The following is a 25,593-nucleotide window of genomic DNA, read 5'->3' on the forward strand; positions in this document are numbered from 1 at the left end:
GCTTCGCCCCTTACCCTCACCCCACCCCCTCTCCCGCAGGGAGAGGGGCTTTGATTGCTGGCACTCGATGCTGATCAGGACCGGGAATACGATCAGAAGCGGTAGTCGAAGCCGACGGTGAAGTAGCGCCCGCGCAGGTCGTACTGGGTAAAGTCGTAGGGCGCGCGCACGCCGGGGAAGGTGGCATCGTAGGGCGGCTCGCGGTCGCCGAGGTTCTGCACCTTGGCGTACACGGTCAGCCGCTCGATGCCCTCGTAGCCCAGGTACAGGTCGAGCTGGCTGTAGCTGGCCACCGTGTCCTGCACCGCCGAGGCGGCGGCGCTGCCCTTCTGGTCGTAGCCGCTGGTGTAGTACCAGGTCAGCGCGCTGCGCCAGTCGCCGACCGACCAGTCCAGCGTGGTGGTGGCCTTGGTGTCGGGCAGCGACGGGCCGAGGTTGCTGCCGGCGTAGTCCACCGTTTCCCCGCCGACCACCTGCGGGCGCTTGTAGTCGATCACGTAGGTCAGCGCGCTGGACAGGCCGAACTGGCCCCAGCGCTCGCTGTTCCAGCGCTGGCGCAGTTCCACGTCGATGCCGGATGTCTCCAGCTCGGACAGGTTCTGGTAGCGGTTGTAGACCGCCAGCAGCTTGCCGCGCTCGTCGCGCGAGACGTTGGCCGGATCGTTCTGCTCCACCAGCGTGGTGCTGTTGTTGGTGCCGATCAGGTTGTCCAGCTTGATGCGGTAATAGTCCACGCTCAGGCTGGTGCCGGCCCACGGCGACAGCACGAAGCCGGCGTTGAAGCTGCGGGTGCGCTCCGGGTCCAGGTCGGCATTGCCGACGGTGAAGAAGGTCGGGCTCTGGCGCGAGCCCGGCACGTCCGGGTCGTATGGATCGACCACGGTGCCGTAGGAGATGCTGGTGCTGCGCGAGTTCTCCGACAGCGACGGCGCGCGGAAGCCGCGCGAGGCGGCCGCGCGCAGCAGCAGCCAGTCGGCCGGCTGCCAGCGCAGGCCGAGCTTGGGCGAGAACGCATCGCCGAAGTCGCTGTAGCGGTCGCCGCGCGCGGCCGCCTGCAGTTCCAGCGTGCTGGCCAGCGGCACGTTGACCTCGGCGTAGGCCGCGGTCACCTGGCGCTGGCCGTGCACCTCGGCGATCGCCGGACGCACCTGCAGGCCGGCATCGATCTGCCACGGGTTGTAGGAATCCAGCTTCTCCTGCCGCCATTCCGCGCCGGCGGCGAAGCCGATGCTGCCGGCCGGCAGCTCGCCCAGGGTGCCGGTGATGCGGGCATCGACGCCCTTGAGTACCGAATCGGCCGGGCGCAGCGTGCTCAGGTTGATCGCCTGCAGCACCTCCGGCGCAGTCGCCGCCGGGTCCAGCAGGTTGTAGCTGCCGCTGGCCAGCGCGTCGGCCAGCGCCCACCGGTCGGCGAAGCCGCCGGCCACGGTCTCGCGCTCGTGGCTCTCGGCCTGGAACGCGCCCACTTCCCAGTCCCAGCCCGCTAGCGAGCCGCGCAGGCCCAGCACCCCGCGGTAGGCCCGCGAGCGGTTGGTCTTGATGCTGCTGCCGAGGTTGAAGAAGGTGTACTCGATCGGCACGTCGTAGCCGTACGGGTTGTACGGATTGCCGGCCGGCAGCAGCGAGGACACCGGCTCGGCCAGCCCGCTGTCGGCATTGAGCGCGAAGCGGCCGCCCTCCAGGGTGAAGAACGGGCTGGAGCCGAACCAGGACACGCCCTTGATGTCGCTATAGAGCACCTCGCCGAACGCCTCGACGTTGTCGCCCAGGCGGAAGGTACCGCTGGCGTAGCCCTGCCAGCGCTTGGTGGAAGGGATCAGCGTGGTGTACGGCGCCTGGTTGAAGGCACAGGTGTCGCCGGCCAGGCCATCGATCGGCGCGCTGGCGGTGAGTACGCTGCCGGCCGGGCAGTTGCCATCGGCATCGAGCATCGGCACCGACGCACCATCGATCAGGAACCGCGCGCCCTTGGCCGACCAGCCGTTCCAGCGCCCGCCCGGCAGGTCGGTATAGATGCCCGAGCGGGTCAGGCGGCGCTGGTCCTGGTCCAGGCGCTCGCGGTTGTAGCCCTCCAGCGATACCAGGATGTTGTAGCCGTCGCGCTCCAGGTCGCCCAGGCCGCCGACGAACCTGACGCTGTGCTCGTCCAGCCCGCCCTGGTCGGAAGTGCCGGCGCTGGCGCCCAGTTCGGCGCCCTCGAAGCCCTGCCGGGTGATGATGTTGACCACGCCGGCCACGGCGTCCGAGCCGTACACCGCCGAGGCGCCGTCCTTGAGCACCTCGATGCGCTCCACCGCCACCAGCGGCAGCGCATTGAGGTTGACGAAGGTGTCCGACAGGCCGCCGGCGGGGAAACCGTAGTTGGCCAGCCGGCGCCCGTTGAGCAGCACCAGGGTGTTCTTCTGGCTCAGCCCGCGCAGGCCGATGCCGGCCGAGCCGGAGGCCCAGCCGCTGTTGCTGGTCTCGTTGGCGGCGTTGCCGGTGTTGGCCGAGATCGAGCGCAGCACGTCGGCCACCGTGGCCTTGCCGGACTGCTCCAGCTGCTGGCGCTCGATCACCTGCACCGGATTGGCGGTCTCGGTATCGGTGCGCTTGATGTTGGAGCCGGTGACGGTGACCGTGGCCAGGGTCTTGCTGTCGGAGCCATCCTGCGCGGCGGCGGGCAGGGCCGACAACGACAGCGCCAGGGCGGCCGCCAGGGGTGCAGCTTTCGGCATCGCTGAATCCAGAGGACGTAGGGAGAATCCGCAATTGGGCCATCCGCCGGTTCAGGGAAAAAATGGCCTTGGCTCATGTCCTCATGGCGAAATGTGACGACGCGTGTCGGCGACGACACATTGCCTTTCGTGGCACCGCCCTGCCGGAGCACGCGCGCCCGCTACAATGCCCCCCATGGATATCTTCAAGGTCTTCACCCTGGAAGCGGCGCACCGGCTGCCGAACGTGCCGCCCGGCCACAAGTGCGCACGGCTGCACGGGCACTCGTTCCGGGTCGAGCTGCACGTCTCCGGCCAGGCCGATCCGCACAGCGGCTGGGTGATGGACTTCGGCGACATCAAGGCCGCGTTCCAGCCGCTGTACGACCAGCTCGACCACCACTATCTCAACGAGATCGAAGGCCTGGACAACCCGACCAGCGAACGCCTGTCGATGTGGATCTGGGAGCGCCTGAAGCCCGCGCTGCCGCAGTTGAGCGAGGTCGTGGTCCACGAGACCTGCACTTCCGGCTGCCGCTACCGCGGCTGACCGCCGCCGCCACCTGCCAACCCGTTGATTTTCAATGGATATCCCGGCGCAGGTAAATTTTTCGCGCAGGTTGTTGCAACGCAGCACGGATGCGGTATGCTGCGAACCAATAGGGAAGTTCGTGGTTTTGCAGATGGCAGCGCCGTTCAACGAAGACCTCAGCAGCTACACGCACCAGTTCGCGGCGACCGCGGCCCGTGCGAACCGGTTGGCGCTGGAGAACGCGGAGAGCGTGTTCGGCATGCAGCTCAAGACTTTCGAGAAGAACATCAACGCGGCGGCCGGCTTTCTCGGCCAGTTCGCCGAGATCCGCGACATCGGCGCCTACCAGACGCTGCTGCCGCAAGGCTGGAAGATCGTTCGCGACAACCTGGACCGCCTGGCCTCGGCCAACCACGAAGCGGTGGACCTGAGCCTGAAGACCGGCGAGGCCATCGGCCAGCTGGCCAGGAAGGAGATGGAAGCGGCAAGCGATCGGTTCCAGAGCGCCGCAGTGAAGGCCGCCAGGGCCACGCGCGGACGCTGACAACACGAGTTCACCGAATTTGCATGGGGTCCCTCCCCCCCATGCAAATCCAAGGTCCGGCAGATCCCTCCCTCTGCCGGGCCTTTTCTTTTGCGCGGTCGTTTCTTCGGCACGATCCTTCCGCGCGGAGCGACGCCCGCGCGCGCCCGGCCGGGAGCGGGGCGGCCGCAATCGACGGCAGCCGCGCATCGTCCCGCCGCTATAATCGCGGGCCGCTGCGAACGGCAGCGACCGTTGCACCGGCAAGGACACGCGCTTGACTCCCCAGCGACAACCCGGCCGCCTCAGGACGGCACTGACGATCTTCGGCGGATTCCTGCTGCTCCTGGCGGGACTCGGTGCCATCGCCGGCGGCATCTTCGTGGCCTTCAACGGCATGGTGTTCCTGGACGGCTTCGCCAGCTGCCTGCTGCTGGCGGTGTTCGTGCTGCTGCTGTGGAAATTCCGCCTGAACTGGAACGGCCCGACCACAGCCTCGATCGCGGTGTGCCTGTTCGCCTTCTTCGGCATGTTGATGGACTCGCGCGGCAACACGCTCTACAACGCACCTCTGCAATGGCTGTTCGCGCCGGCGGGAGCGACGCTTGCGGTGGACGAGATCATCAGCCATGGCGGCGGCAGCACCGGGATCAACTACGACTTCGTCTTCGTCGACGCCTCCGGCAGCAAGGTCGGCGGGATCAGCAGCTGGATCGTCATGCCGTTCCGCTTGCTGGAATACCTGGTGCTGGGCTCGCTGCTGGTGGCCCTCGTCGGCTGGCTGCGGCCGCGCATCCGCCGCGGCGCGGACTGGCTGCCGCCGCCGGGCTGAGGCGCCGGCGAGAGCCGCTGACGCGGCCGCTGCCCGTCAATCCGGCAGCGACAACCGCCCGGCGAGCCGGCGCGGCTCGGTGCCGGGAGCCCACGGCAACCGTCCCCAGCACGGCATCGCCAGGCGCCGGCGCAGCATCGCGAAGTTCTCGTCGCGGCGCGCCATCTGCGGATCCACCTCGTTGGCGATCCAGCCGATGCATTCCAGCCCAGCCTCGGCGATCGCCGCCGCGGTGAGCCGCGCATGGTTGATGCAGCCCAGGCGCAGGCCCACCACCATCAGTACCGGCAGCTGCAGCGCGCGCACCAGGTCGGCCTGGTCGATGTCCGCGCTCAATGGCGCCGCCCAGCCGCCGACGCCTTCCACCACCACGGTATCGGCCAGCGACCGCAGGCGGCCGTAGGCAGTGGCGACGAGATCCAGTCCGATGTCCACGCCGGCCTCGGCGGCGGCCAGTTCCGGCGCCAGCGGCTGCGGCAACGCGTATGGATTGAGGTCGGCATAGGACGGCTGCGGATCGCTGGCCGACAGCAGCGCCAGCGCGTCCTCGTTACGCCACTGGCCGTCGACCCGTTCGCAGCCGCTGGCGACCGGCTTCATGCCCACGGCGCGCAGGCCGGCGGCGCGCAGCGCATGCAGCAGCACGCAGCTGGAGAAGGTCTTGCCGATGCCGGTATCGGTACCGGTGACGTACAACGAGGCGATGGGACTCAAGGTGGGTTTCCGCTGCGGCCACGATGGTGGCCGGAATCCGCCATTCTCGCGTCTCGCCGCGCCCGTGGCACCCCCGCCGGGTCGACGGATACGGGCGCGCGCCGGCACTCCGCCGCCACGTGGCGTCCGGCGTACGCGGCGCCGGCCGATTGGCTCTAGAATCGGCCGATGTCCTTTTCCACTTCCACGCTCGCCGGCAGCAAGCCGGAACAGTACGCCCAGCTGCTGGCGCAGGCACAGGCCCTCGTCGATGGCGAAGGCGACCGCATCGCCAACGCCGCCAACCTGTCGGCGCTGGTCTACCACGCGTTGCCCGACCTGAACTGGGCAGGCTTCTACTTCTTCGACGGCCGCGAGCTGGTGGTCGGCCCGTTCCAGGGCCTGCCGGCGTGCGTGCGCATCGCGCTGGACAAGGGCGTGTGCGGCGCGGCGGCCAGCAGCCGGCAGACCCAGCGCATCGAGGACGTGCACGCCTTCCCCGGGCATATCGCCTGCGATGCGGCGTCGCGCTCGGAACTGGTGGTCCCGCTGGTCAAGGACGGCGCGCTGGTCGGGGTGTTCGACCTGGACAGCCCGCTGCCGGCGCGCTTCGACGCGGACGACCAGCGCGGGCTGGAAGCCATCGCCGGAGTCTTCCTCGGCGCACTGGCGTGAGCACCTCGCAGCTGCGCAACATCGGCCCCAAGAGCGCGGCCTGGCTGCGCCAGGTCGGCGTGCGCACGCAGCAGGACCTGGCCGATGCGGGTGCGGTCGCCGCCTTCGTCAAGGTCAGGCGCGCCGGCTTCAAGCCCAGCCTCAACCTGCTGTACTCGCTGGAGGGTGCGCTGATCGGCTGCCACTGGCAGGACATCCCCGCCGCGCGCCGGCAACAACTGGTGGCCGAGTACGAGGCGGCCGCTGCCGACCTGCCGCCGCCGCGCGGACGCCCGGTCGCCGCGCCGGTGTATTCGAGCCATCCGCAACAGGCCGACGACGCCGACAGCGGCGAGGAAGCGGCGGAGACGCACGACGCCCCCTGAAGTCCATGGATCGGCGCCGCACGGAACGGACGGCGCCTGCCCCGGCCGCAGGCTTCACCGGTAGAACCTTGGCCACGCAGCCCGGGGAGGCAAAGCGCACCCGGGGTCTCACGGCATGCCGGGCGCGCTTCGCTTGCCCGGGCCACGCCCCGGGTTCAAGGGACGGAATCGACGGCCCCGCCGCATCCGGGGCCTACTCGTGCGCGCCTCCCGCGACCGGTACCACCATCGGCGTGCCGGTCACCGGATCGGGCACGACCAGAGAGCGGATGCCGAACACCGATTCGATCAGCTCCGGGGTGATCACCTCGGCGGGCGCGCCGGTGGCGAGGATGGTGCCGGCCTTCATCGCGATGATGTGGTCGGCGTAGCGCGCGGCCTGGTTGAGGTCGTGCAGCACCATCACCAGGGTGCGACCGCCGTCGCGGTTGAGCCGGCGGCACAGCTCCAGCAGGTCGTACTGGTGGGCGATGTCGAGGAAGGTGGTCGGCTCGTCGAGCAGCAGGATCGGCGTTTCCTGGGCGATCGCCATCGCCAGCCAGACGCGCTGGCGCTGGCCGCCGGACAGCGCATCGACCGGCTGCTCGGCCAGCGCGTCCACCTGGGTCTGCCGCATCGCCGCGAGCACGGCGCGTTCGTCCTGCTCGGACCACTGCCGCAGCAGGGTCTGGTGCGGGAAGCGGCCGCGCGCCACCAGGTCGGCGACGCAGATGCCCGGGGGCGCCACCGGCGACTGCGGCAGCAGGCCGAGCATGCGCGCGACCTCGCGCGTGGGATAGCTGCGGATGTCCCGGCCGTGCAGCACCACCCGTCCGGACTGCGGCGCCAGCAGCCGCGCCAGCGCACGCAGCAGCGTGGACTTGCCGCAGGCGTTGGGGCCGACGATCGCGGTGATCCGGCCCGCCGGGATGCGCACGTCCAGCGCGCGCGTCACCTGCCGCGACTCGTAGGACAGCGTGAGCTTCTCGCCGTACAGCGGCGATGCGATCGCGTCGGCGCCCGTGTCGGTCATCGGTCCGTTCCCTCTCAAGCCTTGCGCGTCCGGGTCAGCAGCCACATCAGGTAGATCCCGCCGACGATCCCGGTCGTGCGCCCGATCGGCAAGGTCAAGCGCCATGGCAGCGACTGCGTGAGCAGGTCGGCGAACAGCAGCAGGCACGCGGCCATGGCGGCCGAGGCCAGCACCGGCAGCCTGCCGCCGCCGCACAGCCGTGCCGCCAGCTGCGGCGCGGCCAGCGCGACGAAGGCGATCGGCCCGGCGGCGCCGGTGGCCAGTGCCGCCAGCACCACCGCGGCGGCGATCGCCAGCAGGCGCGTGCGCTCCACCGCGATGCCGAGCTGGCGGGCCATGTCGTCGCCCATCTCGATGAGTTCCAGCCGGCGTGCCAGCGCCTGCACGCACGGCAGCAGCAGCACGCCGATCGCCACCGGGACGACATGGTTCCAGCCGCGCGCGTCCAGCGAGCCGGCACGCCACAGGTTGGCCATCACCGCGTTGTCGAGATCGCCCTTGACCAGCATCAGCCCGTTGAGCGCGTCCAGGATCGCGCCGACGCCGACGCCGACCAGCACCAGCCGGTAGCCGCCGGTCACGCCCGAGCGCAGCGACAGCAGGTAGACCAGCACCGCGGTGGCGAGGCCGCCGGCGACCGCGGCCAGCGCCACCTGCAGCACGCCCTGGTCGAACAGCACGATCTGCGCGATCGCGCCGGCCGCCGCGCCGGTGGTGAAGCCGATCACGTCCGGCGAGCCCAGCGGATTGCGTGACACCGACTGGAACACCGCGCCCGACACCCCCAGCGCGGCGCCGGCGAACAGCGCGGTGAGCGCGCGCGGCAGGCGGATCTCGAGCACGACGCGGTCGACGATACCGCCGTCGCCGCGGCCCAGCAGCGCGTCGAGCACCTGTGCCGGCGCCAGCGCCATGCGCCCGGCCAGCAGCTCGGCCGCGACGAACGCCAGCGCCAGCAGCGACAGCACCGCGGCGACCGTCCACGCCCGCGGGTACAGCACCACCGACCAGTCGGCACCGCGCCAGGCCCGGCCCGGGCCGATGCGGGAGAGGCTGCCGCTCACAGGTGCGCGATCCGGCGCCGGCGTGCCAGCGCCACGAAGAACGGCCCGCAGATCAGCGCGGCCATGATGCCCACGCCGATCTCGCCCGGGCGCGCGACGATCCGGCCCAGGGTATCGGCCGCCACCAGCAGGATCGCCGCGACCAGCATCGAGTACGGGATCAGCCAGCGGTGCTCCGGCCCCACCACCCTGCGCGCCAGGTGCGGCGCGGTCAGGCCGATGAAGCTCAACGGCCCGGCGGCCGCGGTGGCGGCGCCGGCCAGGATCACCACCGACAGCATCGCCAGGGTCCAGACCCGGGCCGGGTTGGCGCCCAGCGCATGCCCGAGCTCCTCGCCCAGCATCACCGCATCCAGCGGCCGCGCCAGCACCAGCGCCAGCCCCAGCCCCAGTGCCGCCGTCACCGCCACCGGCAGCAGCACGCCCTGGCCGCGTCCCTGCAGCGAACCCACCGACCAGTGGCGGAACTGGTCGAACACCGAATCGTCGCTGTTGAGCAGGATCACCTGGGCCACCGCCTGCAGCACCACGGTCAGCGCCACGCCGGCCAGCACCAGCCGCACCGGGTCGATGCCGCGGCGGGCGCCGCCCAGCAGGTAGACCCCGCCGCCGGCCAGTGCCGCGCCGGCCAGCGCGAACCACAGGTAGCCGACGACGTCGGTGATGCCGAAGAACGCCACCGCGACCACGATCGCGGTCGCCGCACCGCCGTTGACCCCGAGCAGCCCGGGATCGGCCAGCGGATTGCGGGTCAGCGCCTGCATCACCGCGCCGGCCGCGCCCAGCGCACAGCCGACGACCACCGCGATCAGCGTGCGCGGAACCCGCAGCAGCCGCACCAGCAGATGGTCGCTGTTGCCCGGGTCGAACGCATGCAGCGCCTCCCAGGTCACCGCCAGCGGGATCGTGTGGGTACCCACGCAGAAGCTGGCCGCCACCAGCAACACCAGCACCAGCAGGCCCAGCAGCAGGCCGTCGCGGCGCCGCCGCGCGCGCGCGCGCGGCCCCAGGCGGGATACCTCAACCGTCACGGTTCGTGCCTATGCCCTGCGCATGCCTGCGTCCCACACCCGGGCCGTGCATCACTTGGCGAATTTTTCGACGATGCCGTCGACGATCTCGGTCGCGCTGAAATAGTCGATGCGGAACGAATTGCGCCCCAGCCCGTGCACCTGGCGTGCGCGTACGGACGGCAGGTTGGCCAGCACCGGATCGGCGAGGAAGGCGCGCGTGCCGTCGTCGTCGACGCTGAGCAGGAAGGTGGTGCGCGCGCTCAAGCGGCCCAGGTTCTCGTACGGCGCCCACACGAAGTCCTTGCGCGAACCGGCGCTGTTGGTCTGCCAGGACGGATCCGGCTCCTCGATGTCGAAGCCCAGCGCGCCGAGAAGGCGCCCGTGGGCGCTTTCGCGGGTGGCGATCGGGTTGCCCATGCCGGGGCCGTTGAAGCTGATGATGTTGGTCTTGCCCTCGGGCACGCGGATCTTCGCCCTGGCCTCGGCGACATGGCGGTCGAAGGCGGCGATGCGCGCCTGCGCCTGGGCCTCGTGCCCGGTGGCGCGGCCCAGCTCGACGGCCAGGTCCTGCCAGGTCCGGTCGCCGTAGTCGAGCACGATGGTCGGCGCGATCTTCCTCAGCTCGGCCAGCTGCTGCATCGCCGAATCGTTGCCGGTGCGGGCCACCACGATCAGGTCCGGCTTGGCCGCGTAGGCGGTCTCCAGGTCGACACTGCCCGCCGGCCAGACGTTCTCCACGCTGCGCTGCCCGGCCACGTCGGCCCATTGCGCGAAGAACTGGTTCTTCGACGTCGATGCGCTGGCCGCCACCGGCGCGTCGATCGCCAGCAAGGTGCCGGTGATCGCCACCGAGGTGGACAGGATGCGTTCGGGCGGCTTCGGGATCGCGGTGACGGTGCCATCGGCGTTGTCGAAGCTGCGCCAGGCCGCAGCAGCCTGCGTTTCCGACGTCGCCACGCCCGCACCCTCGCGGCTGCAGGCAGCCAGGGCCAGGCCCAGACCGCACACAGCCAGCCAACCGAATCCACGCTTCAATGCCGACATCTCGCCCATCCGCCAAAGATCGATGTATCGCCTACAGTTTGCCCGAACCGCCTGCCGTTGTCGGCCGCCGGGCGGGCCGATCGCGGCGACCTGCGCCGCCGCGATCGTTCGTCGCTGCCGCTCCCTGGCGGTGTCGCGGCGCCGGCGGCGGCGCGACACGCGAGCGCCTATTTCGCCTTGTGCGAAATGCGGGTGACGCGGTCGCCCTTCGGGTCGTCCTCGCCGCGCGACTTGTTGACCGCGAACACCGCGCCCGCGCCGTCGGCGTGGACGTGGTTGGGGAAGGTGCCGCCGTCGAGGTTGGCGACCAGCGTACCGGCGCGGTCGACCACCGCGATGGTGCCCGAGGCGCGGTTGCTGACGTAGGCCAGGCCCGACACCGGATCCACCGCCACGTTCAGCGGGCCGGCGCCCACCGCCACGTCGTGCTCGATCCTGCCGCTGGCCGGATCGACGATCAGCAGGTTGTCGCTGCCCTGCGCCACCACCAGCAGGCGCCTGGCACCCGGGTCCCAGGCCAGGCCGATGGCGCTGGTGACGTTGCTGAGCGGGATCACCTTGTCCACCTGGTCGCTGGCGGTATCGATCACCACCGCCTCGGGGGTGGACAGGCTCACGCTGAACAGCTTGCCGCCGGCCTCGTCCAGCGCCAGGCTGGTCGGGGTGAACTTCTCGCCGCGCTGGCGGGTGGCGATCTCGATGTCCTTGACGTGCTCGAGCGTGCGGGTGTCGAACACCGACACGTGGGTCTCGCCTACCGCCGACACGTAGGCCTTGCCGCGCTTGCCGTCGATCACCACGTCGCGCGAATGCGGCACGGCCTCGGCCGGGAACTGCTTGACCAGCGACAGGTCGGACTGGCGGTACACCGCCACCGTGCCCTGGCGGGTGTTGGTCACCCACACGTTGCCGTTGGCGTCGTCCACGCCCACGCCGTAGACCGCGTACACCCCGCCCTCGCGCGGCGGCTGGCCCGGGCGCGCTTCCGGGGCCGGGGCCGCCGCCGGGGTGACGCGGGCGACGATCTTCAGCGTCTTCGGATCGACCTTGACCAGCTCGGACTGCTTGACCGGCGGACGCCCGACCGCCGCGGTGACGAACAGCGCGTGGTTCCTGGCGCTGTACGCGGACTGGTAAAGCCCGCGCACCAGCGGCTCGGAACGGATGCTGAAATCCTGCTCTCCCTTCAGCGCCAGCTTCGGCGAGACCTTCAGCTCGAACACCTGGGCCGCATCCGGGCCGTCCACCCGCACCAGCAGCGGATGGCGACCGGCGGCGGCATCGGCCGGCAGCGCCAGCTCGGCGCCGAACTTGCCCTCGGCATCGGCCACGTAGGGCTGCGCGTTGAGCACCGAGGCACCGCGCAGCAGGGTGATCTTCTGGCCCGGCTTGAAACCCTCGCCAGCCAGCTCGACGCGGTCGCCGGCATAGGCCACCGGGGTCTTGAGGCTGAGGCGGCCGGCGAAGCTGGTGTCGGGCGCGGTGAACGCACTCTGCGCCAGCGCCAGCGGCGTGGCAGAACCCAGCACCAGCGCCAGCAAAGCCGTACGCAGGAGCCGGGAGGAACGGAAGGCGGAGGAGCGGTGTTTCATGGCTTGGACCTCTTCAGGGGCGCCGCAAGGCGCGGTTGCGATCTGCCTGGGATGGAGCTGCCTCGGCAACATGGGATGGAACGAACAATGGTGGATGGACCGGCTCGCACCCGACGGGCGCAACGACCGGTTACGGCAGCAGCTCCCCCGGCAGCGCCTCGATGCCGGTCCAGCGCAGGTCCCCGCGGGCCGGCTGCCCGGCACGGGCATGCTCGTGCAGCGCAGGTCGGCAGGCACCGCCGTTCATTGCCGCGCGTCGCCGCTGTGATCGGGGATGCCGGCGACCACGTGCAATGCATACAGCAGCGAGGCGCGCAGCATCGGGCCATGGCCCAGGCCGGGGAACTCGTGGTACTCGACCTCGAGGCCGGGCAGCTTGCGCAGCCGCTCGGACAGCTGGAACGCCGAATCCGACGGTACGCATGCCACGCAGCGCATATGCGCGGCAACGCGCGGATCGGCCATGTTGCGACCGGACCGGTCGGGATGGCGCTCGCCGCCGCCGAGCATCAACAGCACGCGCGCAGTGCGTCCCGCGTTGCCGGCGAAGAAGCGCTGCTCCGGCTCCCCGAGCATGTAGCCCTCGCCCCACCACAGCGAAGGACTCGCCGGCGCATAGGTCTGGAAACCGCCGGCACCGCTGTACAGCGCATGCAGCGTGAACAGCCCGCCGAACGAATGTCCCCACAGCGTCTGCTGACGCGCGTCCAGCGGCGCGCGCCGGGCCACCTCCTGGCGGATCGCGCCCAGGATGACGTCGAGGAAGGCGTCGGCGTCGCCGCCGACCATGGCGGCCTGCTCGCCCTCGCCGCGCATGGCCGCCACCGGAGTGTAGTCGCGGGTGCGCGCGGCGGTATCCACGCGCTTCTCGTTGTCGTAGCCGACGAACACCAGCACCTGCGGCTGGCCTGCGGCCAACTCGTCCAGCAGCGCGTCGTCGAATTCCATCAGCGCGGCATTGCCATCGAGCATCCAGAACGCCGGGAAGCCTCTCTCCGGAGGTGGCACCTTGGGAATTCCCAGGTTGACCCGCCAGCTGCGCGCGCCGTCGGCGCTGGTGACGACGAAACGCTCGAAACGGTACTGCGCCGCGGTGTGGTCGGCGATCGTGGGGCCGATCTCGCGCTGGAAATCGCGCCGCTGCGCGGCCGCCTCCGGCGCTGCCGACAGCAACGCGAGCACGAACAGCCCGGAAAGCCAGGGCAGGGGCACTCCATCCCGGCCCCGAGGACCGCCACGCCGATCTACTTGCTTCATCCTCATCCCCGGATCAGAACTCAATGTCCGGGCTGGCCCAGTCGGCACGGCCGGATTCGTTGCAGGCATCGCAGCGGCCGCCGGCAGCCGCAGGAACGGCACGTTCCTCATCCGCCGACAGTCCGGTGAGATGCTGACCACGCCCGTGGAAGACCGCCTGCGGCAATGCATCGGCTCGCTGTTGGAAACGGGCTGGACGATGCAGGAGCCATCGCGGCCATTCTACAAAGATGCGAGTGATTATCAACCAAATCCGGCCGCTCCGGCCGGAACGGGCACTGCGGCCCCGCTGGCGGTGCGGCCGGGCCCCGTTTCACGCCCAGGTCCGCGCTGCCGTCCGGGCGAACTGCGATCGTCGCTCCCGCGCAGGCGGGAGCCCATGACATTGCCGTGATTCGGCCCGGGCGTCCCGCCATGACCAGCCATGGCCGGCCATTCGGCTGTAATGAAGCGCCCGGCCGTAGTAAAGCGCTCGGCGGTGGTGAGGCGTCCGGCTGCGGTGAAACTCGGGAACGCAAGGCTCGGCGCGCAAGCCTCGGCCCGGGCTCCAAGCGCGCCCAGGCAGCCGCAGGCCCCTTGCTTTCCGCCATTGGGCGCTCCATCGGAGCGCCGTTCCCGGACGCCAGCGCGGCCGTGCCGGGACGCCGCATCGTCAGAACCCGATGTTCAGGGTGGCCCAGTAGGCGCGCCCCGGCTCGTTGTAGCTCGATGCATTGACCGAGCCGGAGCTGTTCCGGACGGCGGTGCGGTATAGGCGCTTGTCGGCCAGGTTGTTGACGCCGAGGCCGAGGCTGACCTTGGACGTGATGCGATAGCGGCCGCTGATGCCGAGCACGTGGTACGCGCCGAGTTCGTCGCCCTCGACCGCGGCGCCGGTGGAGTCCTGCGTGGCCGAATGCTGCCGGCCGTAGAAGGTGCCGGTCAACGCCAGCGAGAGCGCCTCGGTCGCGTGCCAGTCCAGCGAGGTGTTGACGGTGTAGTCGGGGATCACCGACAGCGGCTGGTCGGTCTGCTTGTTCTTGTTCTCGATCATCCAGGTGACGTTGGTGTTCCACTTCAGCACGTCGCCGCGCTCGCCCAGCAGCGGCACCCCGAGGTTGCCTTCCATGCCCTGCACGATGGCCTTGGAAGCGTTCTCCCACAGGTAGACGTAGCGCGTGCCGACCGCGCCCACCGGCGTCGTGCTGACCGTGATCTTGTTCTGGTAGTCGTTGTGGAAGTAGGTCAGCGAGGCGTGCCAGCCGGTGTCCGGCGCCCACTCCACGCCGATCTCCTTGTTGATGCTGGTCTCCGGGTCCAGGTCGGCGTTGCCGAGGATGTAGCAGCTGCCGCCGTAGGCGTAGTAGCAGCCGCCGCCGTTGGACTGGTACAGGTAGTTCGGGTTGGACTGGTACAGGTTGGGTGCCTTGAACGCACGCGCCACGCCGCCCTTGAGCAGCCAGTCGCCGCCGAGCTTGTACTGCGCGTTGAGGCTGGGGCTGAAATTGTTGCCGAACTGGTCGTAGTGGTCGAGGCGCAGGCCGGGGGTGAGGATCCAGCGCTCGCCCAGGTAGATGTTGTCCTCGACGAACAGCGCCGCCGACTTCTGCTCGTTGACGTCGCTGCCGTCACCGTAGTCGACGCCGTCGACGAAGGTGGTGGCGCTGGAGCTGACCGAATAGGGATCGTCGAGCTTGTTGTCGCGCGCCTCGAAACCGACCGTCCAGATGTTGTCCACGCCGCCCAGGACGCTGGGGATGTTCAGTTCGCCGTCGAGCATCCAGTTCTTCAGCAGCGAGGTCGACCAGGTGCTGGTCAGTGCGCCTTCGGTCCTGCCGGCCATACCTTCGTCCAGGCGGGTGTTGTCGGTCTCCTCGTAGGACAGGCTCACGCGCGAGGTGCCGAAGCCCCACTTGCCGCGGTGGGTGATCGCGGCGGTGCGGCGGATCATGATGTTGGTCTCGGCGCCGCCTTCGGCCAGCGTGCCCATCAGGTCGGCGTTGTAGGTGGACGCCAGGCCGCGCTCGCCGGCGTAGATGTTGCCCTGGCGGCTGAAGCCGGCCTCGAACTCGACCACCTGGTTCTCGCTCGGGTCCCAGCGCAGCAGTCCGTTGATGTCCTTGTTGCGCACGCCCTCGCGGCCGGCCGGCGACATGTCGCCGTTGTCGGCGGCGTAGGCGGAGTTCAGCTCCAGCGAATCGGCATCGGTCTTGTTGAGGTTGCCGTACATGCGGAACGACCAGTCGCGCGCCAGCGGGCCGCTGAGGGTGAAGCCCACGCGCTGGCTGCCGCCTTCGTCGCTGTGCTCGGGCACCAGGCCGTACAGGCTGAGCGAACCTTCGAGGTCGCCGGTCGGCTTCCTGGTGACGATGTTGACCACGCCGCCGGAAGCGCCGGAACCGTAGCGCGCCGCCGCCGGGCCGCGCAGCACCTCGATCCGCTCGATCGCCTCGGCCGGTACCCAGTTGGTGTCGCCGCGGGTGTTGCGCTCGCCGCTGCGGCCCATGCGCACCGAGTCGCGCGAGCCGACGCGCTTGCCGTCGACCAGGATCAGGGTGTTCTCCGGGCCCATGCCGCGCAGGTCGATCTGGCGGTTGTTGCCGTACTGGCCGGAGGCGCTGTTGCCGGTCAGGTTGACGCCGGGCATGGTGCGCAGCAGTTCGGACAGGTCGTTGGCCGGCGGGCGGCTCTCGATGTCCTCGCGGGTGATGATCGAGGTGCCCAGCGCCTGCCTGGCGATCTGCTCGGCGGTGACGTGGATGGTATCGAAGGTGGTCGCGTCGTCCCCGTCCCCGTGGCGCCCGCCGCGGGGATGATCGTCGCGGTGGCGGGCCTCGTCGGCCTTGTCCTTCTCCGCGTCCTGGGCGGCTGCCGGGAGGCTCAGCGCGAGCATCGCCGCAGCCAGCGCGGCGGCCAGCGGCCGGCGGATCGAACGGGACGGGAAATGCGGATGCGCGGACATCCGGAAACGACTGCAAGCAGGCATCGATAGACCTCTCAGAGTGGGTGGTACCTCTGGCGATGGCTTGAGGTCGAATGAGGGAAGCCGGTCATCCCGTGCGCATCCCTCTTGCGGGGAAGGCTGGCCACGGCTTCATCACGAATAATTTACGAGATCGGTCCGCGTTCCCAATGCCCGTGGCGATGCGCTTTGTTGCGCACCCGGCATGCCGCGCCACATCGCGGCACGCAGTTGCCGCCGTGCCTCAGCGCAGCGCCAGCAGTTCGCGCAGGTCGTCGACCGCCGCCACCGCATGCGCCCGCTCGATGTCGAAGCCGCGCAGGTAGCCGTAGCGCACCATCGCCAGGGGCATGCCGGCCGCTTGCGCCGCGGCGGCGTCGGTGGCCGAATCGCCGACCATCAGGCAACGCTGCGGCGGCTGTCCGAACATCCCGGCCAGGTACTGCAGCGGCAGCGCGCTGGGTTTGCGCTCGGCCAGGGAATCGCCGCCGACCTCGGCGGAAAAGTAGCCGGCCAGCCCGAGGTGCTCCAGCAGCGGCTCGACGAAACCGATCGGCTTGTTGGTGCAGATCGCCATGGTGACGCCTTCGCCCTGGAGCAGGGCCAGCGCCTCGCGCACGCCCGGGTACACCTGCGGGTGGTGCAGCAGGCATTGGCCGTAGTTGCGCATCATGTCCGGCATGACCTCGTCCACCGCGACCCCAGCGCGCAGTTCGCGCAGGGCGGTGGCGGTCAGCGCGCGCACGCCCTCGCCGATCCACTGGCGCACCGCGGCCTCGTCGACCTGCGGCAGCCGCCACTGCTGCAGGGTGAGGTTGAGCGCCTCGGCGATGTCGGAGACGCTGTCCACCAGCGTGCCATCCAGGTCGAAGATCACCAGCGGGTACGGGAACGGCATGTCGGCACGGCAGCAACGGGATGGTTCATTCTAGGATGCGTGCCGCTGCCGGCCTACCCGTGGCCGGATGCCGCACCCCCTCGACTTCTCGATGCGCCGGATGCGCTGCGACCGGTTCGCGGCCTGCAGCCAGGGGCCGTCGATAGCGAGCCACCCGCAGCGATAGCAGCCGCGCCCGACCCGTAGTCGACCGTAGGAGCGACTTCAGTCGCGATGCTCTACCGGTAAAGCCCATCGCGACTGAAGTCGCTCCTACAAAAGCGCAAACAAGAGCGCAAACAAGAGCGCAGGCAAGCGCGCAGGCAAGCGCGCAGGCAAGCGCGCAAGGCTATTCGCCGTGCGCGAACAGGTCCGACTGCAGCGCCACCTCGTCGCGGTCGCGGAAGCCGGACAGGCCGACGCCGACCAGTCGATAGCGGGTGGCCTCCGGCATCCGCACCCGCTCGCGCAGCGCCAGCGCGATGCCGGCCAGCGCCGCGGCCGAGGCCGGCGGCGTCTCGAGCGTGAGGCTGCGGGTGAGGATGCGGAACTGCGAGGTCTTGAGCTTGAGCACCACGGTGCGGGCGATGCGCTCGGTCTTGCGCGTCGCGCTCCAGGTCTTGTCGGCGAGTTGCCGGATGGCCGGCTCCAGCGCCTCCAGCGGCAGGTCCTCGGCGAAGGTGTCTTCCGAGGAGATCGACTGCACCGGCTGGTCCGGCTCGACCGGGCGCTCGTCGATGCCGCGCGCGCGGTTGTGCAGGCGCCGGCCGAAGCTGCCGAAGCGGACCTCCAGTTCCTCGAGCGCCAGTTCGCGCAGCTGCCCTACCGTGGTCACCCCCAGTGCCGCCAGCTTCGCCTCCATCACCTTGCCCACGCCCGGCACGCGACTGACCGGCAGCGTGGTGAGGAAGGCCTCGACCCGGTGCGGGCCGATCACGAACTGGCCGTTGGGCTTGCGCCAGTCCGAGGCGATCTTGGCCAGGAACTTGTTGGGCGCGATGCCGGCCGAGGCGGTGAGCGAGGTTTCCTCCAGGATCTGCGCGCGGATGGTCTGCGCGATCTCGGTGGCGGTGGCGATGCCGCTCCTGGGCGCGGTGACGTCGAGGTAAGCCTCGTCCAGCGACAGCGGCTCGACCAGGTCGGTATGGCGCAGGAAGATCTCCCGGACCTGCCGCGACACCGCCTTGTAGCGGACGAAGTCCGGCGGCACGAACACCGCGTCCGGACACAGCCGCTCGGCACGCAGCGCCGGCATCGCCGAGCGCACGCCGAACACCCGCGCCTCGTAGGATGCCGCGCACACCACCGAGCGCGCGCCGCGCCAGGCCACCACCACCGGGCGCCCGCGCAGCGCGGGATCGTCACGTTGTTCCACGGAGGCGTAGAACGCGTCCATGTCCACGTGGATGATCTTGCGCATGTAAGGCGACCCTACGGCGGCGAACGGTGGATGCCCATGATAAGGGCGTTGTTCGCAGGCGCTGCGAATAACGCATACAACTCATGCAGATAGCCCGGCATCCGCAATCCACGCTACGCCTGCGTACGGATAAAACGTTTGATTGAATGCTTTGGCCTCGTGCACGCTTGTTGACTGTTACTGCCAATGCACCTGGAAATCCCTGTGACACAACGCCCCAACGCATTTTCACGCGAACAGCTGCTTGCCAGCGCGCACGGCGAGCTGTTCGGCCCGGGACGCGGCCGCCTCCCCAACGATCCGATGCTGATGTTCGACCGGATCACCGAAGTCCGTGAAGACGGCGGCTCCCAGGGCAAGGGCATCGTGCGCGCGGAGCTGGATATCCGCCCGGACCTGTGGTTCTTCCAGTGCCACTTCATCGGCGACCCGGTGATGCCCGGCTGCCTGGGACTGGATGCGATGTGGCAGCTCACCGGCTTCTTCCTGACCTGGGGCGGCGCCGTCGGCCGCGGCCGCGCACTGGGCTGCGGCGAGGTCAAGTTCACCGGCCAGGTGCTGCCCAGCGCCAAGCTGGTCAGCTACGAGATCGACATCACCCGCGTCATCAACCGCAAGCTGGTGATGGCGCAGTCCGACGCGCGCATGCTGGTGGACGGCCGCGAGATCTACACCGCCAAGGACCTGCGCGTGGGCATGTTCAGCTCGACGGAGAACTTCTGATGCGCCGCGTCGTCGTCACCGGCATGGGCATCACTTCGTGCCTGGGCAATGACCTGGACACGGTCTCGGCAGCGCTGCGCGAGGGCCGCTCCGGCATCGTCGCGATCCCGCAGTACACCGAGATGGGCCTGCGCAGCCAGGTCGCCGGCGCGGTCGAGCTGGACCTGGACGCGCTGATCGACCGCAAGCTCAAGCGCTTCATGGGCGATGCCAGCGCCTACGCCTACCTGGCCATGCGCGATGCGCTGGCCGACGCCGGCCTGGACGCCGACGCCATCGCCGATCCGCGCATCGGCCTGATCGCCGGTTCCGGCGGCGGCTCCAGCCGCTGGCAGGTGGAAGGCGCCGACATCATGCGCGCGCGCGGCGTGCGCAAGGTCGGCCCGTACATGGTGCCGCGCACGATGTGCTCGGCGGTGTCGGCCTCGCTGGCCACCGCGTTCCACATCAAGGGCCTGAGCTATTCGATCTCGGCCGCCTGCGCGACCTCGGCGCACTGCATCGGCGCGGCCGCCGACCTGATCCGCCATGGCGCGCAGGACGTGATGTTCGCCGGCGGCGGCGAGGAGCTGGACTGGGCGATGACCTGCATGTTCGATGCGATGGGCGCGCTGTCGGGCGGCTTCAACGACCGCCCGGCGGTGGCCTCGCGCCCCTACGACTCGCAGCGCGACGGCTTCGTCATCGCCTCCGGCGGCGGCATGCTGGTGCTGGAGGAGTACGAGCACGCCAAGGCGCGCGGCGCGCGCATCCACGCCGAGCTGCTCGGCTACGGCGTCACCTCCGACGGCGCCGACATGGTGGCCCCCTCAGGCGAGGGCGCGGTGCGCTGCATGAACATGGCGATGGCCGGGCTGGACCGCCCGATCGACTACCTCAACACCCACGGCACCTCCACCCCGCTGGGCGACGTCACCGAGCTGGGCGCGGTGCGCGAGGCCTTCGGCGAGGCGGTGCCGCCGCTGTCCTCGACCAAGGCGCTGTCCGGGCACTCGCTGGGCGCGGCGAGCGTGCACGAGGCAATCTACAGCCTGCTGATGCTGCGCGACGGCTTCATCGCCGGCTCGGCCCATATCGACGAACTCGATCCGCGCGCCGAGGGCTTCCCGATCGTGCGCGAGAGCCGCGAGGCGAAGCTGGACACGGTGATGTCCAACAGCTTCGGCTTCGGCGGCACCAACGCGGCGCTGGTGTTCGGGCGCGTTTGACCGGCGGCGTCCGGCCCGGCACGGGGTCGGACGCTGCTCCTCTTCCGCTTGCGGGGCCTGGACCCTCGGGGAAGGTTTCGCGGCGGCGCCGATAGGCGCATGAAAAGCGCCCTCATCCGCCCCTGCGGGGCACCTTCTCCCGCAGGCGGGAGAAGGTCCGGATGCCCGCGCCTCCGGCCACGACGGCTCCCCCGGAAGCGGACAGAAGCCAGTTTCCCGGTTTTCCTGTGTCGCGACGCAACGGCATCCGCGTCCCCATCCCCGCGTAGGGCGACGCATGTCCTGGGGCGGACGATCCCTCGCCTGCCCGGCCGATCGCGGGGCAGCCACGCATGCGCGCATGGCGACGGCACCGGTGCACTCCCCCCTCAGGCGTTCCGGCGCGGCGGGCATGCAGCAACGACGACGCCAACGCATGGCTCGCGTTGCCCGCTGCCGGCCCGTATCATCGCCAGTGAAAATGATTCTCAGGACGCATCGGCCGCGATCGATGGTCCGATGCCTGCGTCGACCTTCGCCAACGCCCCACGGGAGCCTTCCATGTCCATCGCCACCCGCCGCCGCGCTCGCGCCCGGCTGATTCCCGGCCTCGTCGCGCTGCTGGCCTGCGGCCAGCTCCTTTCCGCGCCTGCGGCCGCCAACGAGATCCGCGTCGCGCATGCCCAAGGCGAGACGGTGCTGCCCGGCATCCCGCAGAAGGTCGCCGTGCTCAACCTGGCCGCGCTCGACGCCCTGCAGGCGCTGGGCGTCGAGGTCGCGGGCGTGCCGAAGGCGAACTTCCCGTCCTACCTGTCCGCCTACCGCGATCCCCGCCATCGCCAGGTCGGCAGCCTGTTCGAACCGGACCAGGCCGCGCTGCAGGCGCTGGCCCCGGACCTGATCGTGGTCGGCGGCCGCTCGCGTTCGGCCTATCCGGCGCTGAGCAAGCTGGCGCCGACGCTCGACCTGGACAGCGGGGACGAGGGCTTCATCGACCGGGCGATCGCCAACGTGCGCACGCTGGGCCGCATCTTCGCGCGGGAAGAGCAGGCGCAGGCGCTGGCCGGGCAGTTGCAGGCCACCGTAGCCGACCTGCATGCCAAGGCCAGGTCCCAGGGCACCGGGCTGATGCTGTTCGCGGTGAACGGCAACATCAACGCGCAGGCGCCGGGTTCGCGCTTCGGCGTCGTCCACGAACTTGCCGGCATTCCCTCGGTGCTGCCGCGCCAGGATGCCGAGGCCGGTCCCCGCCCCGCCGCCGGCTCGCCGGAGGCACAGGCCGCGCGGCGCAAGCAGGAGGCCATGCTGGCGCAGGCGCTGGCGGCCGAGCCGGACTGGCTGTTCGTGCTCGACCGCGACACCGCCACCGGCGGCGAAAGCAAGCTGGCCGAGGCGCTGGCCAGGCACCCGCAGATCGTCCAGAGCGCGGCGTGGAAGGCGCAGCGGGTGATCCACCTGGACGCGCCGACCTGGTACCTGGTCGGCAACGGTCCCGGCGCGATCCAGCAAAGCGCCGCGCAGATCGCCGCGGCGTTCGAGGCCGCCGAGCGCTGAGCAAGGCGCGAGCAGCGGTCTCGATCACGACTTCGACCCGCGCTGCCTCTTGCTCACATTTGAAGTCCGCCACTCCCTTCTCCCGCTTGCGGGGCCGGGCACCCTCGGGGGTGGAAGGTGCCCGGAGGGCGGATGGGGGCTGCCTGGAGCATGGGAAAGCCAAAGCAAAAGCTCCCTCATCCGGCGCTGCGCGCCACCTTCTCCCGCACGCGGGAGAAGGGAGCCGGCCCGTTGCCGTTCGCAATGAAGAGACAGCAATCTGCAGGGCGCGCCTTGTCGGATTCGGCTGCGTCCGGGTTGTTTAGCCAGCACGCGTTGGAAACACAGCCGGGCAGGCTGCCTCGCTGCCGGATCGCGCCGCAGCGGCGGGACGACGCTACCCGGAGATGGCCGCGCTACGCCGCGCCGGCGCGGCGCCCGCTACAGCGGGCGTTTTTCTTCCGGCTTGCCGTGTTGCCCCTGGGGCTGGCCGGCGGCGGGCCTGGCCGATGGTTGCGTTTGGTGCTGCGGTGCCTGTTGCGACGGCTTGGGCCCCTGCTGCGGACGCGCCGGCGCCTGCGACGGCCGCGCTTGCTGTTGCGGCCGCGCTTGCTGATGCGGTTGCGCCTGCTGCTGCGGACGCGACTGTGCTTGCGCCGGCCGCTGCGGTTGCTGCGGGCGTTGCTGCTGCGGACGCGACGGCTGCTGCGGGCGTTGCGCGACCGGCGTCGGCCGATGGCCGCGCCAGCGCTCGCGGTCGTTGTACCAGGACCTGCTGCGGTAATGGTCGTTCCAGTAGCTGTCGAAGACGAAGCTCAGGACCGGCAGGCCGATCTGCGCGCCGTACCCGGACACGTGGACCCGGCGGCCGGAATAGTCGTAGTCCAGCAGCGCCGCCGACAGCCAGCCGCGCTCGCCGCGCCAGGCGACGTCGCACCAAGACCAGTCGTTGATGCAGCCGTAGACCTGCACCGGCGAGCCGCCCGGGATCGTCGCGATGCGGGGATAGCCCGCATCCGGACCCGCGCGCAGGTTGGCGTTGGTGTTGGTATAGCCCCTGTCCGACTGCGCCAGCGCCGTGGGCGCGGCCAGCAAGGCCGCCAGCGATAGCGCGATCCACCCGATCGATTTCATGTTGCGGACTCCTGTGCACGAATGCGGCCATGGCCCCATGGCCGCCAGTAGCAAGCAATATCACGGGCAGACGCTGCGCGAGGTGAACCGGAGCATCGCTACGGATGGCGGTCGTGCCGTCGTCTCCGCGAAGGCGGACTGCCGTTCGGAGAAAACACCGGAGCGGGCAACCGTCAGCCGGAGCGGCAACGCCCAGGTTCGAAAAACTTGAACTCGTCGTCCCTGCGCAGGCGGGGACCCAGGGACTTTCGCGGTGGAATCAATCGGCTGCGGAATCTCGCGGCAACCGCCGTTCAAGGCGCAGGCGCTGGATCCCCGCCTGCGCGGGGACGACGAGCACGAAGATGAGGTCCGGTTTAAAGGGGAATCAGCCCGCCATGCCGCTGTGCCGCAGCAGCGCGTCGATCCTCGGCGCGCGACCGCGGAAGGCCTGGAAGTTGGCCGCCGCGTCGCGGCTGCCGCCGCGCGCCAGCACTTCGCGGCGGAAGCGCGCGCCGGTCTCGGCGACCTGGTCTGGCGCTTCCTCGAAGGCGGCGTAGGCATCGGCGCTGAGTACCTCGGCCCACTTGTAGCTGTAGTAGCCGGCGCCGTAGCCGCCGGCGAAGATGTGGTTGAACTGTTGAGGGAAGCGGTGCCACGCCGGCGGCCGGTTCACCGCCACCTCGTCGCGCACGCGTTCGAGCAGTTCCAGCACGTCGTCGCTGGCCGGGTCGAACTGGCTGTGCAGCAGCATGTCGAACAGGGCGAACTCCAGCTGGCGCACGGTGAACATGCCGCTCTGGAAGTTCTTCGCCGCCAGCATCCGGTCGAACAGCGCGCGCGGCAGTGGCTCGCCGCTGTCCACGTGCGCGGTCATCGCCCGCACCCGCTGCCACTCCCAGCAAAAGTTCTCCATGAACTGGCTGGGCAGCTCCACCGCGTCCCACTCCACGCCGTTGATGCCGGCCACGCCCAGCTCGCCGACGCGGGTCAGCAGCTGGTGCAGGCCATGGCCCATCTCGTGGAACAGGGTGGTGACCTCGCGGTGGCTGAAGGTGGCCGGGCGGCCGTCGCCGCCCTTGCCGAAGTTGCACACCAGGTACACCAGCGGGGTCTGCACGCCGTCCGCGGTGTCGCGGCGGTTGCGGCAATCGTCCATCCAGGCGCCGCCGCGCTTGCCCTCGCGCGCGTACAGGTCGAGGTAGAACTGGCCCACCAGCCGCCCGTCGCCGTCGACCAGGCGGAAGAAGCGCACGTCCGGGTGCCACACCGGCGCGCTGTCGGGCTGCACCTTGAGCCCGTACAGGCCCTCGATCACGTCGAACAGCCCGCCCAGCACCTTGTCCTCGGTGAAGTACGGCTTCACCTCCTGCTCGGAGAAGCTGTAGCGCGCCTGCTTGAGCTTGTCGCTGGCATAGGCCAGGTCCCAAGCCTGGAGCGTGGGCAGGCCGAGTTCGTCGCGCGCGAACGCCTCCAGCTCGGCACGGTCGCGCTGGGCATGGGGCCGGGCGCGCGCGGCCAGGTCGCGCAGGAACTCCAGCACCTGCGCCGGGCTGTCGGCCATCTTGGTGGCGACGGAGTACTCGGCGTAGCTGGCGAAGCCCAGCAGCGCGGCCAGCTCGGCTCGCAGGGCGAGGATGCGGCCGATGTTGCCGCCGTTGTCCAGTGCAGGGTCCGGGCCGAGCTCGGAGGCCAGCACCGCGTTGGCGCGATAGAGCCGCTCGCGCAGCGCGCGATCGTCGGCATAGGCCAGCACCGGCAGGTAGCACGGCATCTGCAGGGTCAGCTTGTAACCGGGCTTGCCGTCCCTGTCGGCGGCGGCGCGGCAGGCGGAGAGCACGTCGGCCGGCAGCCCGGCCAGCTCGGCCGGGTCCTGCACGTACAGCGACCAGGCGTCGGTGGCGTCGAGCACGTTCTCGGAGAACTTCGCCGACAGCGACGACAGCTCCTCGCGGATGGCGGCGAAGCGTGCCTTGCCGGCCTCGTCCAGTTCGGCGCCACCGAGGCGGAAGTCGCGCAGCGCGTTGTCCAGCACCTTGCGCCGCGCCGCGTCGTAGCCGGCCGCTTCCGGCGCCGCCGCCAGCGCCTTGTACTGCGCATACAGCGCCAGGTTCTGCGACAGCGCGCTGCCGAAGCGGGTGATGCGCGGCAGGTTGGCGTTGTAGGCCTCGCGCAGGGCCGGCGAATTGACCACGCCCTGCAGGTGGTTGACCAGGCCCCAGGCGCGATAGAGCCGCTCGGTGGCATCGTCCAGCGGCACCACGAACGCCTCCCAGCTCGGCGGCGCGGTCTCGGCGGTTTTCACCGCCGCCTCGGCCTCGGCCAGCAACCGGTCGATGGCGGGGCCGACGTGCTCGGGGCGGATCTGGTCGAAACGCGGCAGGCCGGAGAAATCGAGCAGGGGATTGGTCATGGAATCTTCCATCGAGGTGGGCACGCTCACCAGGGTCGGGGCGAGACGGTGCATTGCAAGGGTTGGCCGGGGGATCGATCGTTTCCCG

22 protein-coding genes are annotated in these 25,593 nt (G+C 70.2%); 9 read left to right on the forward strand and 13 right to left on the reverse strand.

Annotation, left to right across the window (positions count from 1 at the left end):
- Positions 1 to 92: 92 nt before the first annotated feature.
- Complete coding sequence (locus LRX76_RS12235) at positions 93 to 2,717, reverse strand: TonB-dependent receptor (RefSeq protein WP_231805611.1); 2,625 nt, start codon at positions 2,715 to 2,717, stop codon at positions 93 to 95.
- A 175-nt stretch (positions 2,718 to 2,892) separates the two neighbouring features.
- Between LRX76_RS12235 and queD the strand changes: the two genes are divergently transcribed.
- The 3 genes from queD (at position 2,893) to LRX76_RS12250 (ending at position 4,583) form a co-directional block, all read left to right on the forward strand.
- Entirely contained in the window at positions 2,893 to 3,246 is a 354-nt protein-coding gene (gene queD / locus LRX76_RS12240) for a 6-carboxytetrahydropterin synthase QueD (protein WP_231805613.1), read from the forward strand.
- Positions 3,247 to 3,379: 133 nt separating this feature from the next.
- Positions 3,380 to 3,772 carry a phasin family protein gene (locus LRX76_RS12245; protein WP_231805834.1) on the forward strand — a complete coding sequence of 131 codons (393 nt, stop codon included), beginning with the start codon at positions 3,380 to 3,382 and terminating at the stop codon, positions 3,770 to 3,772.
- A 256-nt stretch (positions 3,773 to 4,028) separates the two neighbouring features.
- Positions 4,029 to 4,583, forward strand: coding sequence for a hypothetical protein (locus LRX76_RS12250; RefSeq protein WP_231805615.1), 555 nt, complete (start codon positions 4,029 to 4,031; stop codon positions 4,581 to 4,583).
- A 36-nt stretch (positions 4,584 to 4,619) separates the two neighbouring features.
- On the opposite strand, the gene bioD is transcribed toward LRX76_RS12250, so the two are convergent.
- Positions 4,620 to 5,288, reverse strand: coding sequence for a dethiobiotin synthase (bioD, locus tag LRX76_RS12255; protein ID WP_231805836.1), 669 nt, complete (start codon positions 5,286 to 5,288; stop codon positions 4,620 to 4,622).
- A gap of 177 nt (positions 5,289 to 5,465) precedes the next feature.
- On the opposite strand from bioD, the gene LRX76_RS12260 reads away from it, so the two are divergent.
- Positions 5,466 to 5,951 carry a GAF domain-containing protein gene (locus tag LRX76_RS12260; protein ID WP_231805617.1) on the forward strand — a complete coding sequence of 162 codons (486 nt, stop codon included), beginning with the start codon at positions 5,466 to 5,468 and terminating at the stop codon, positions 5,949 to 5,951.
- On the forward strand, positions 5,948 to 6,316 hold the full coding sequence (locus LRX76_RS12265) for a TfoX/Sxy family protein (protein ID WP_231805619.1): 369 nt from the start codon (positions 5,948 to 5,950) through the stop codon (positions 6,314 to 6,316). Before LRX76_RS12260 ends, LRX76_RS12265 begins: the two co-directional genes overlap by 4 nt.
- A 193-nt stretch (positions 6,317 to 6,509) precedes the next feature.
- Here the strand turns inward: LRX76_RS12265 and LRX76_RS12270 are convergent, their stop codons facing one another.
- The 9 genes from LRX76_RS12270 to dinB form a co-directional block, all read right to left on the reverse strand.
- A complete protein-coding gene (locus tag LRX76_RS12270; RefSeq protein WP_231805621.1) occupies positions 6,510 to 7,328 on the reverse strand; it encodes an ABC transporter ATP-binding protein in 819 nt (272 codons plus the stop codon).
- A 14-nt stretch (positions 7,329 to 7,342) separates the two neighbouring features.
- On the reverse strand, positions 7,343 to 8,392 hold the full coding sequence (locus tag LRX76_RS12275; protein WP_231805623.1) for an iron chelate uptake ABC transporter family permease subunit: 1,050 nt from the start codon (positions 8,390 to 8,392) through the stop codon (positions 7,343 to 7,345).
- On the reverse strand, positions 8,389 to 9,423 hold the full coding sequence (locus tag LRX76_RS12280; protein ID WP_231805625.1) for an iron ABC transporter permease: 1,035 nt from the start codon (positions 9,421 to 9,423) through the stop codon (positions 8,389 to 8,391). The genes LRX76_RS12275 and LRX76_RS12280 overlap by 4 nt, the downstream gene beginning before the upstream one ends.
- A gap of 51 nt (positions 9,424 to 9,474) precedes the next feature.
- On the reverse strand, positions 9,475 to 10,449 hold the full coding sequence (gene fepB, locus LRX76_RS12285; protein WP_231805627.1) for a Fe2+-enterobactin ABC transporter substrate-binding protein: 975 nt from the start codon (positions 10,447 to 10,449) through the stop codon (positions 9,475 to 9,477).
- Positions 10,450 to 10,616: 167 nt separating this feature from the next.
- Positions 10,617 to 12,041, reverse strand: coding sequence for a YncE family protein (locus tag LRX76_RS12290; RefSeq protein WP_231805629.1), 1,425 nt, complete (start codon positions 12,039 to 12,041; stop codon positions 10,617 to 10,619).
- 243 nt (positions 12,042 to 12,284) lie between these two features.
- Complete coding sequence (locus tag LRX76_RS12295) at positions 12,285 to 13,253, reverse strand: alpha/beta hydrolase-fold protein (RefSeq protein ID WP_231805631.1); 969 nt, start codon at positions 13,251 to 13,253, stop codon at positions 12,285 to 12,287.
- 697 nt (positions 13,254 to 13,950) lie between these two features.
- Positions 13,951 to 16,239: a FepA family TonB-dependent siderophore receptor gene (locus LRX76_RS12300; RefSeq protein WP_231805633.1), complete on the reverse strand. Its 2,289-nt coding sequence runs from the start codon at positions 16,237 to 16,239 to the stop codon at positions 13,951 to 13,953.
- A 244-nt stretch (positions 16,240 to 16,483) separates the two neighbouring features.
- Positions 16,484 to 17,137, reverse strand: a complete 654-nt coding sequence (gene gph / locus LRX76_RS12305; protein WP_231805635.1) for a phosphoglycolate phosphatase — start codon at positions 17,135 to 17,137, stop codon at positions 16,484 to 16,486.
- 328 nt (positions 17,138 to 17,465) lie between these two features.
- A complete protein-coding gene (gene dinB, locus LRX76_RS12310) occupies positions 17,466 to 18,536 on the reverse strand; it encodes a DNA polymerase IV (protein WP_231805637.1) in 1,071 nt (356 codons plus the stop codon).
- Between the two features lie 186 nt (positions 18,537 to 18,722).
- On the opposite strand from dinB, the gene fabA reads away from it, so the two are divergent.
- The 3 genes from fabA (at position 18,723) to LRX76_RS12325 (ending at position 22,000) form a co-directional block, all read left to right on the forward strand.
- Positions 18,723 to 19,259, forward strand: coding sequence for a 3-hydroxyacyl-[acyl-carrier-protein] dehydratase FabA (gene fabA / locus LRX76_RS12315; RefSeq protein WP_231805639.1), 537 nt, complete (start codon positions 18,723 to 18,725; stop codon positions 19,257 to 19,259).
- The gene (gene fabB, locus LRX76_RS12320; RefSeq protein ID WP_231805641.1) at positions 19,259 to 20,467 is read left to right on the forward strand and encodes a beta-ketoacyl-ACP synthase I; all 1,209 of its coding nucleotides are present in this window, start codon (positions 19,259 to 19,261) and stop codon (positions 20,465 to 20,467) included. Before fabA ends, fabB begins: the two co-directional genes overlap by 1 nt.
- A 540-nt stretch (positions 20,468 to 21,007) precedes the next feature.
- Positions 21,008 to 22,000, forward strand: a complete 993-nt coding sequence (locus LRX76_RS12325; RefSeq protein WP_231805643.1) for an ABC transporter substrate-binding protein — start codon at positions 21,008 to 21,010, stop codon at positions 21,998 to 22,000.
- 420 nt (positions 22,001 to 22,420) lie between these two features.
- Here LRX76_RS12325 and LRX76_RS12330 read toward each other — a convergent pair whose 3' ends face one another.
- The gene (locus LRX76_RS12330; protein ID WP_231805645.1) at positions 22,421 to 23,113 is read right to left on the reverse strand and encodes an SH3 domain-containing protein; all 693 of its coding nucleotides are present in this window, start codon (positions 23,111 to 23,113) and stop codon (positions 22,421 to 22,423) included.
- Positions 23,114 to 23,150: 37 nt separating this feature from the next.
- Between LRX76_RS12330 and LRX76_RS12335 the strand changes: the two genes are divergently transcribed.
- A complete protein-coding gene (locus tag LRX76_RS12335; protein ID WP_231805647.1) occupies positions 23,151 to 23,324 on the forward strand; it encodes a hypothetical protein in 174 nt (57 codons plus the stop codon).
- A gap of 156 nt (positions 23,325 to 23,480) precedes the next feature.
- On the opposite strand, the gene LRX76_RS12340 is transcribed toward LRX76_RS12335, so the two are convergent.
- A complete protein-coding gene (locus tag LRX76_RS12340; protein WP_231805649.1) occupies positions 23,481 to 25,505 on the reverse strand; it encodes a M3 family metallopeptidase in 2,025 nt (674 codons plus the stop codon).
- Between the last annotated feature and the right edge of the window lie 88 nt (positions 25,506 to 25,593).

Origin of the sequence: Stenotrophomonas sp. MMGLT7 (assembly GCF_021168555.1) — a bacterium.
Classification (GTDB): domain Bacteria; phylum Pseudomonadota; class Gammaproteobacteria; order Xanthomonadales; family Xanthomonadaceae; genus MMGLT7.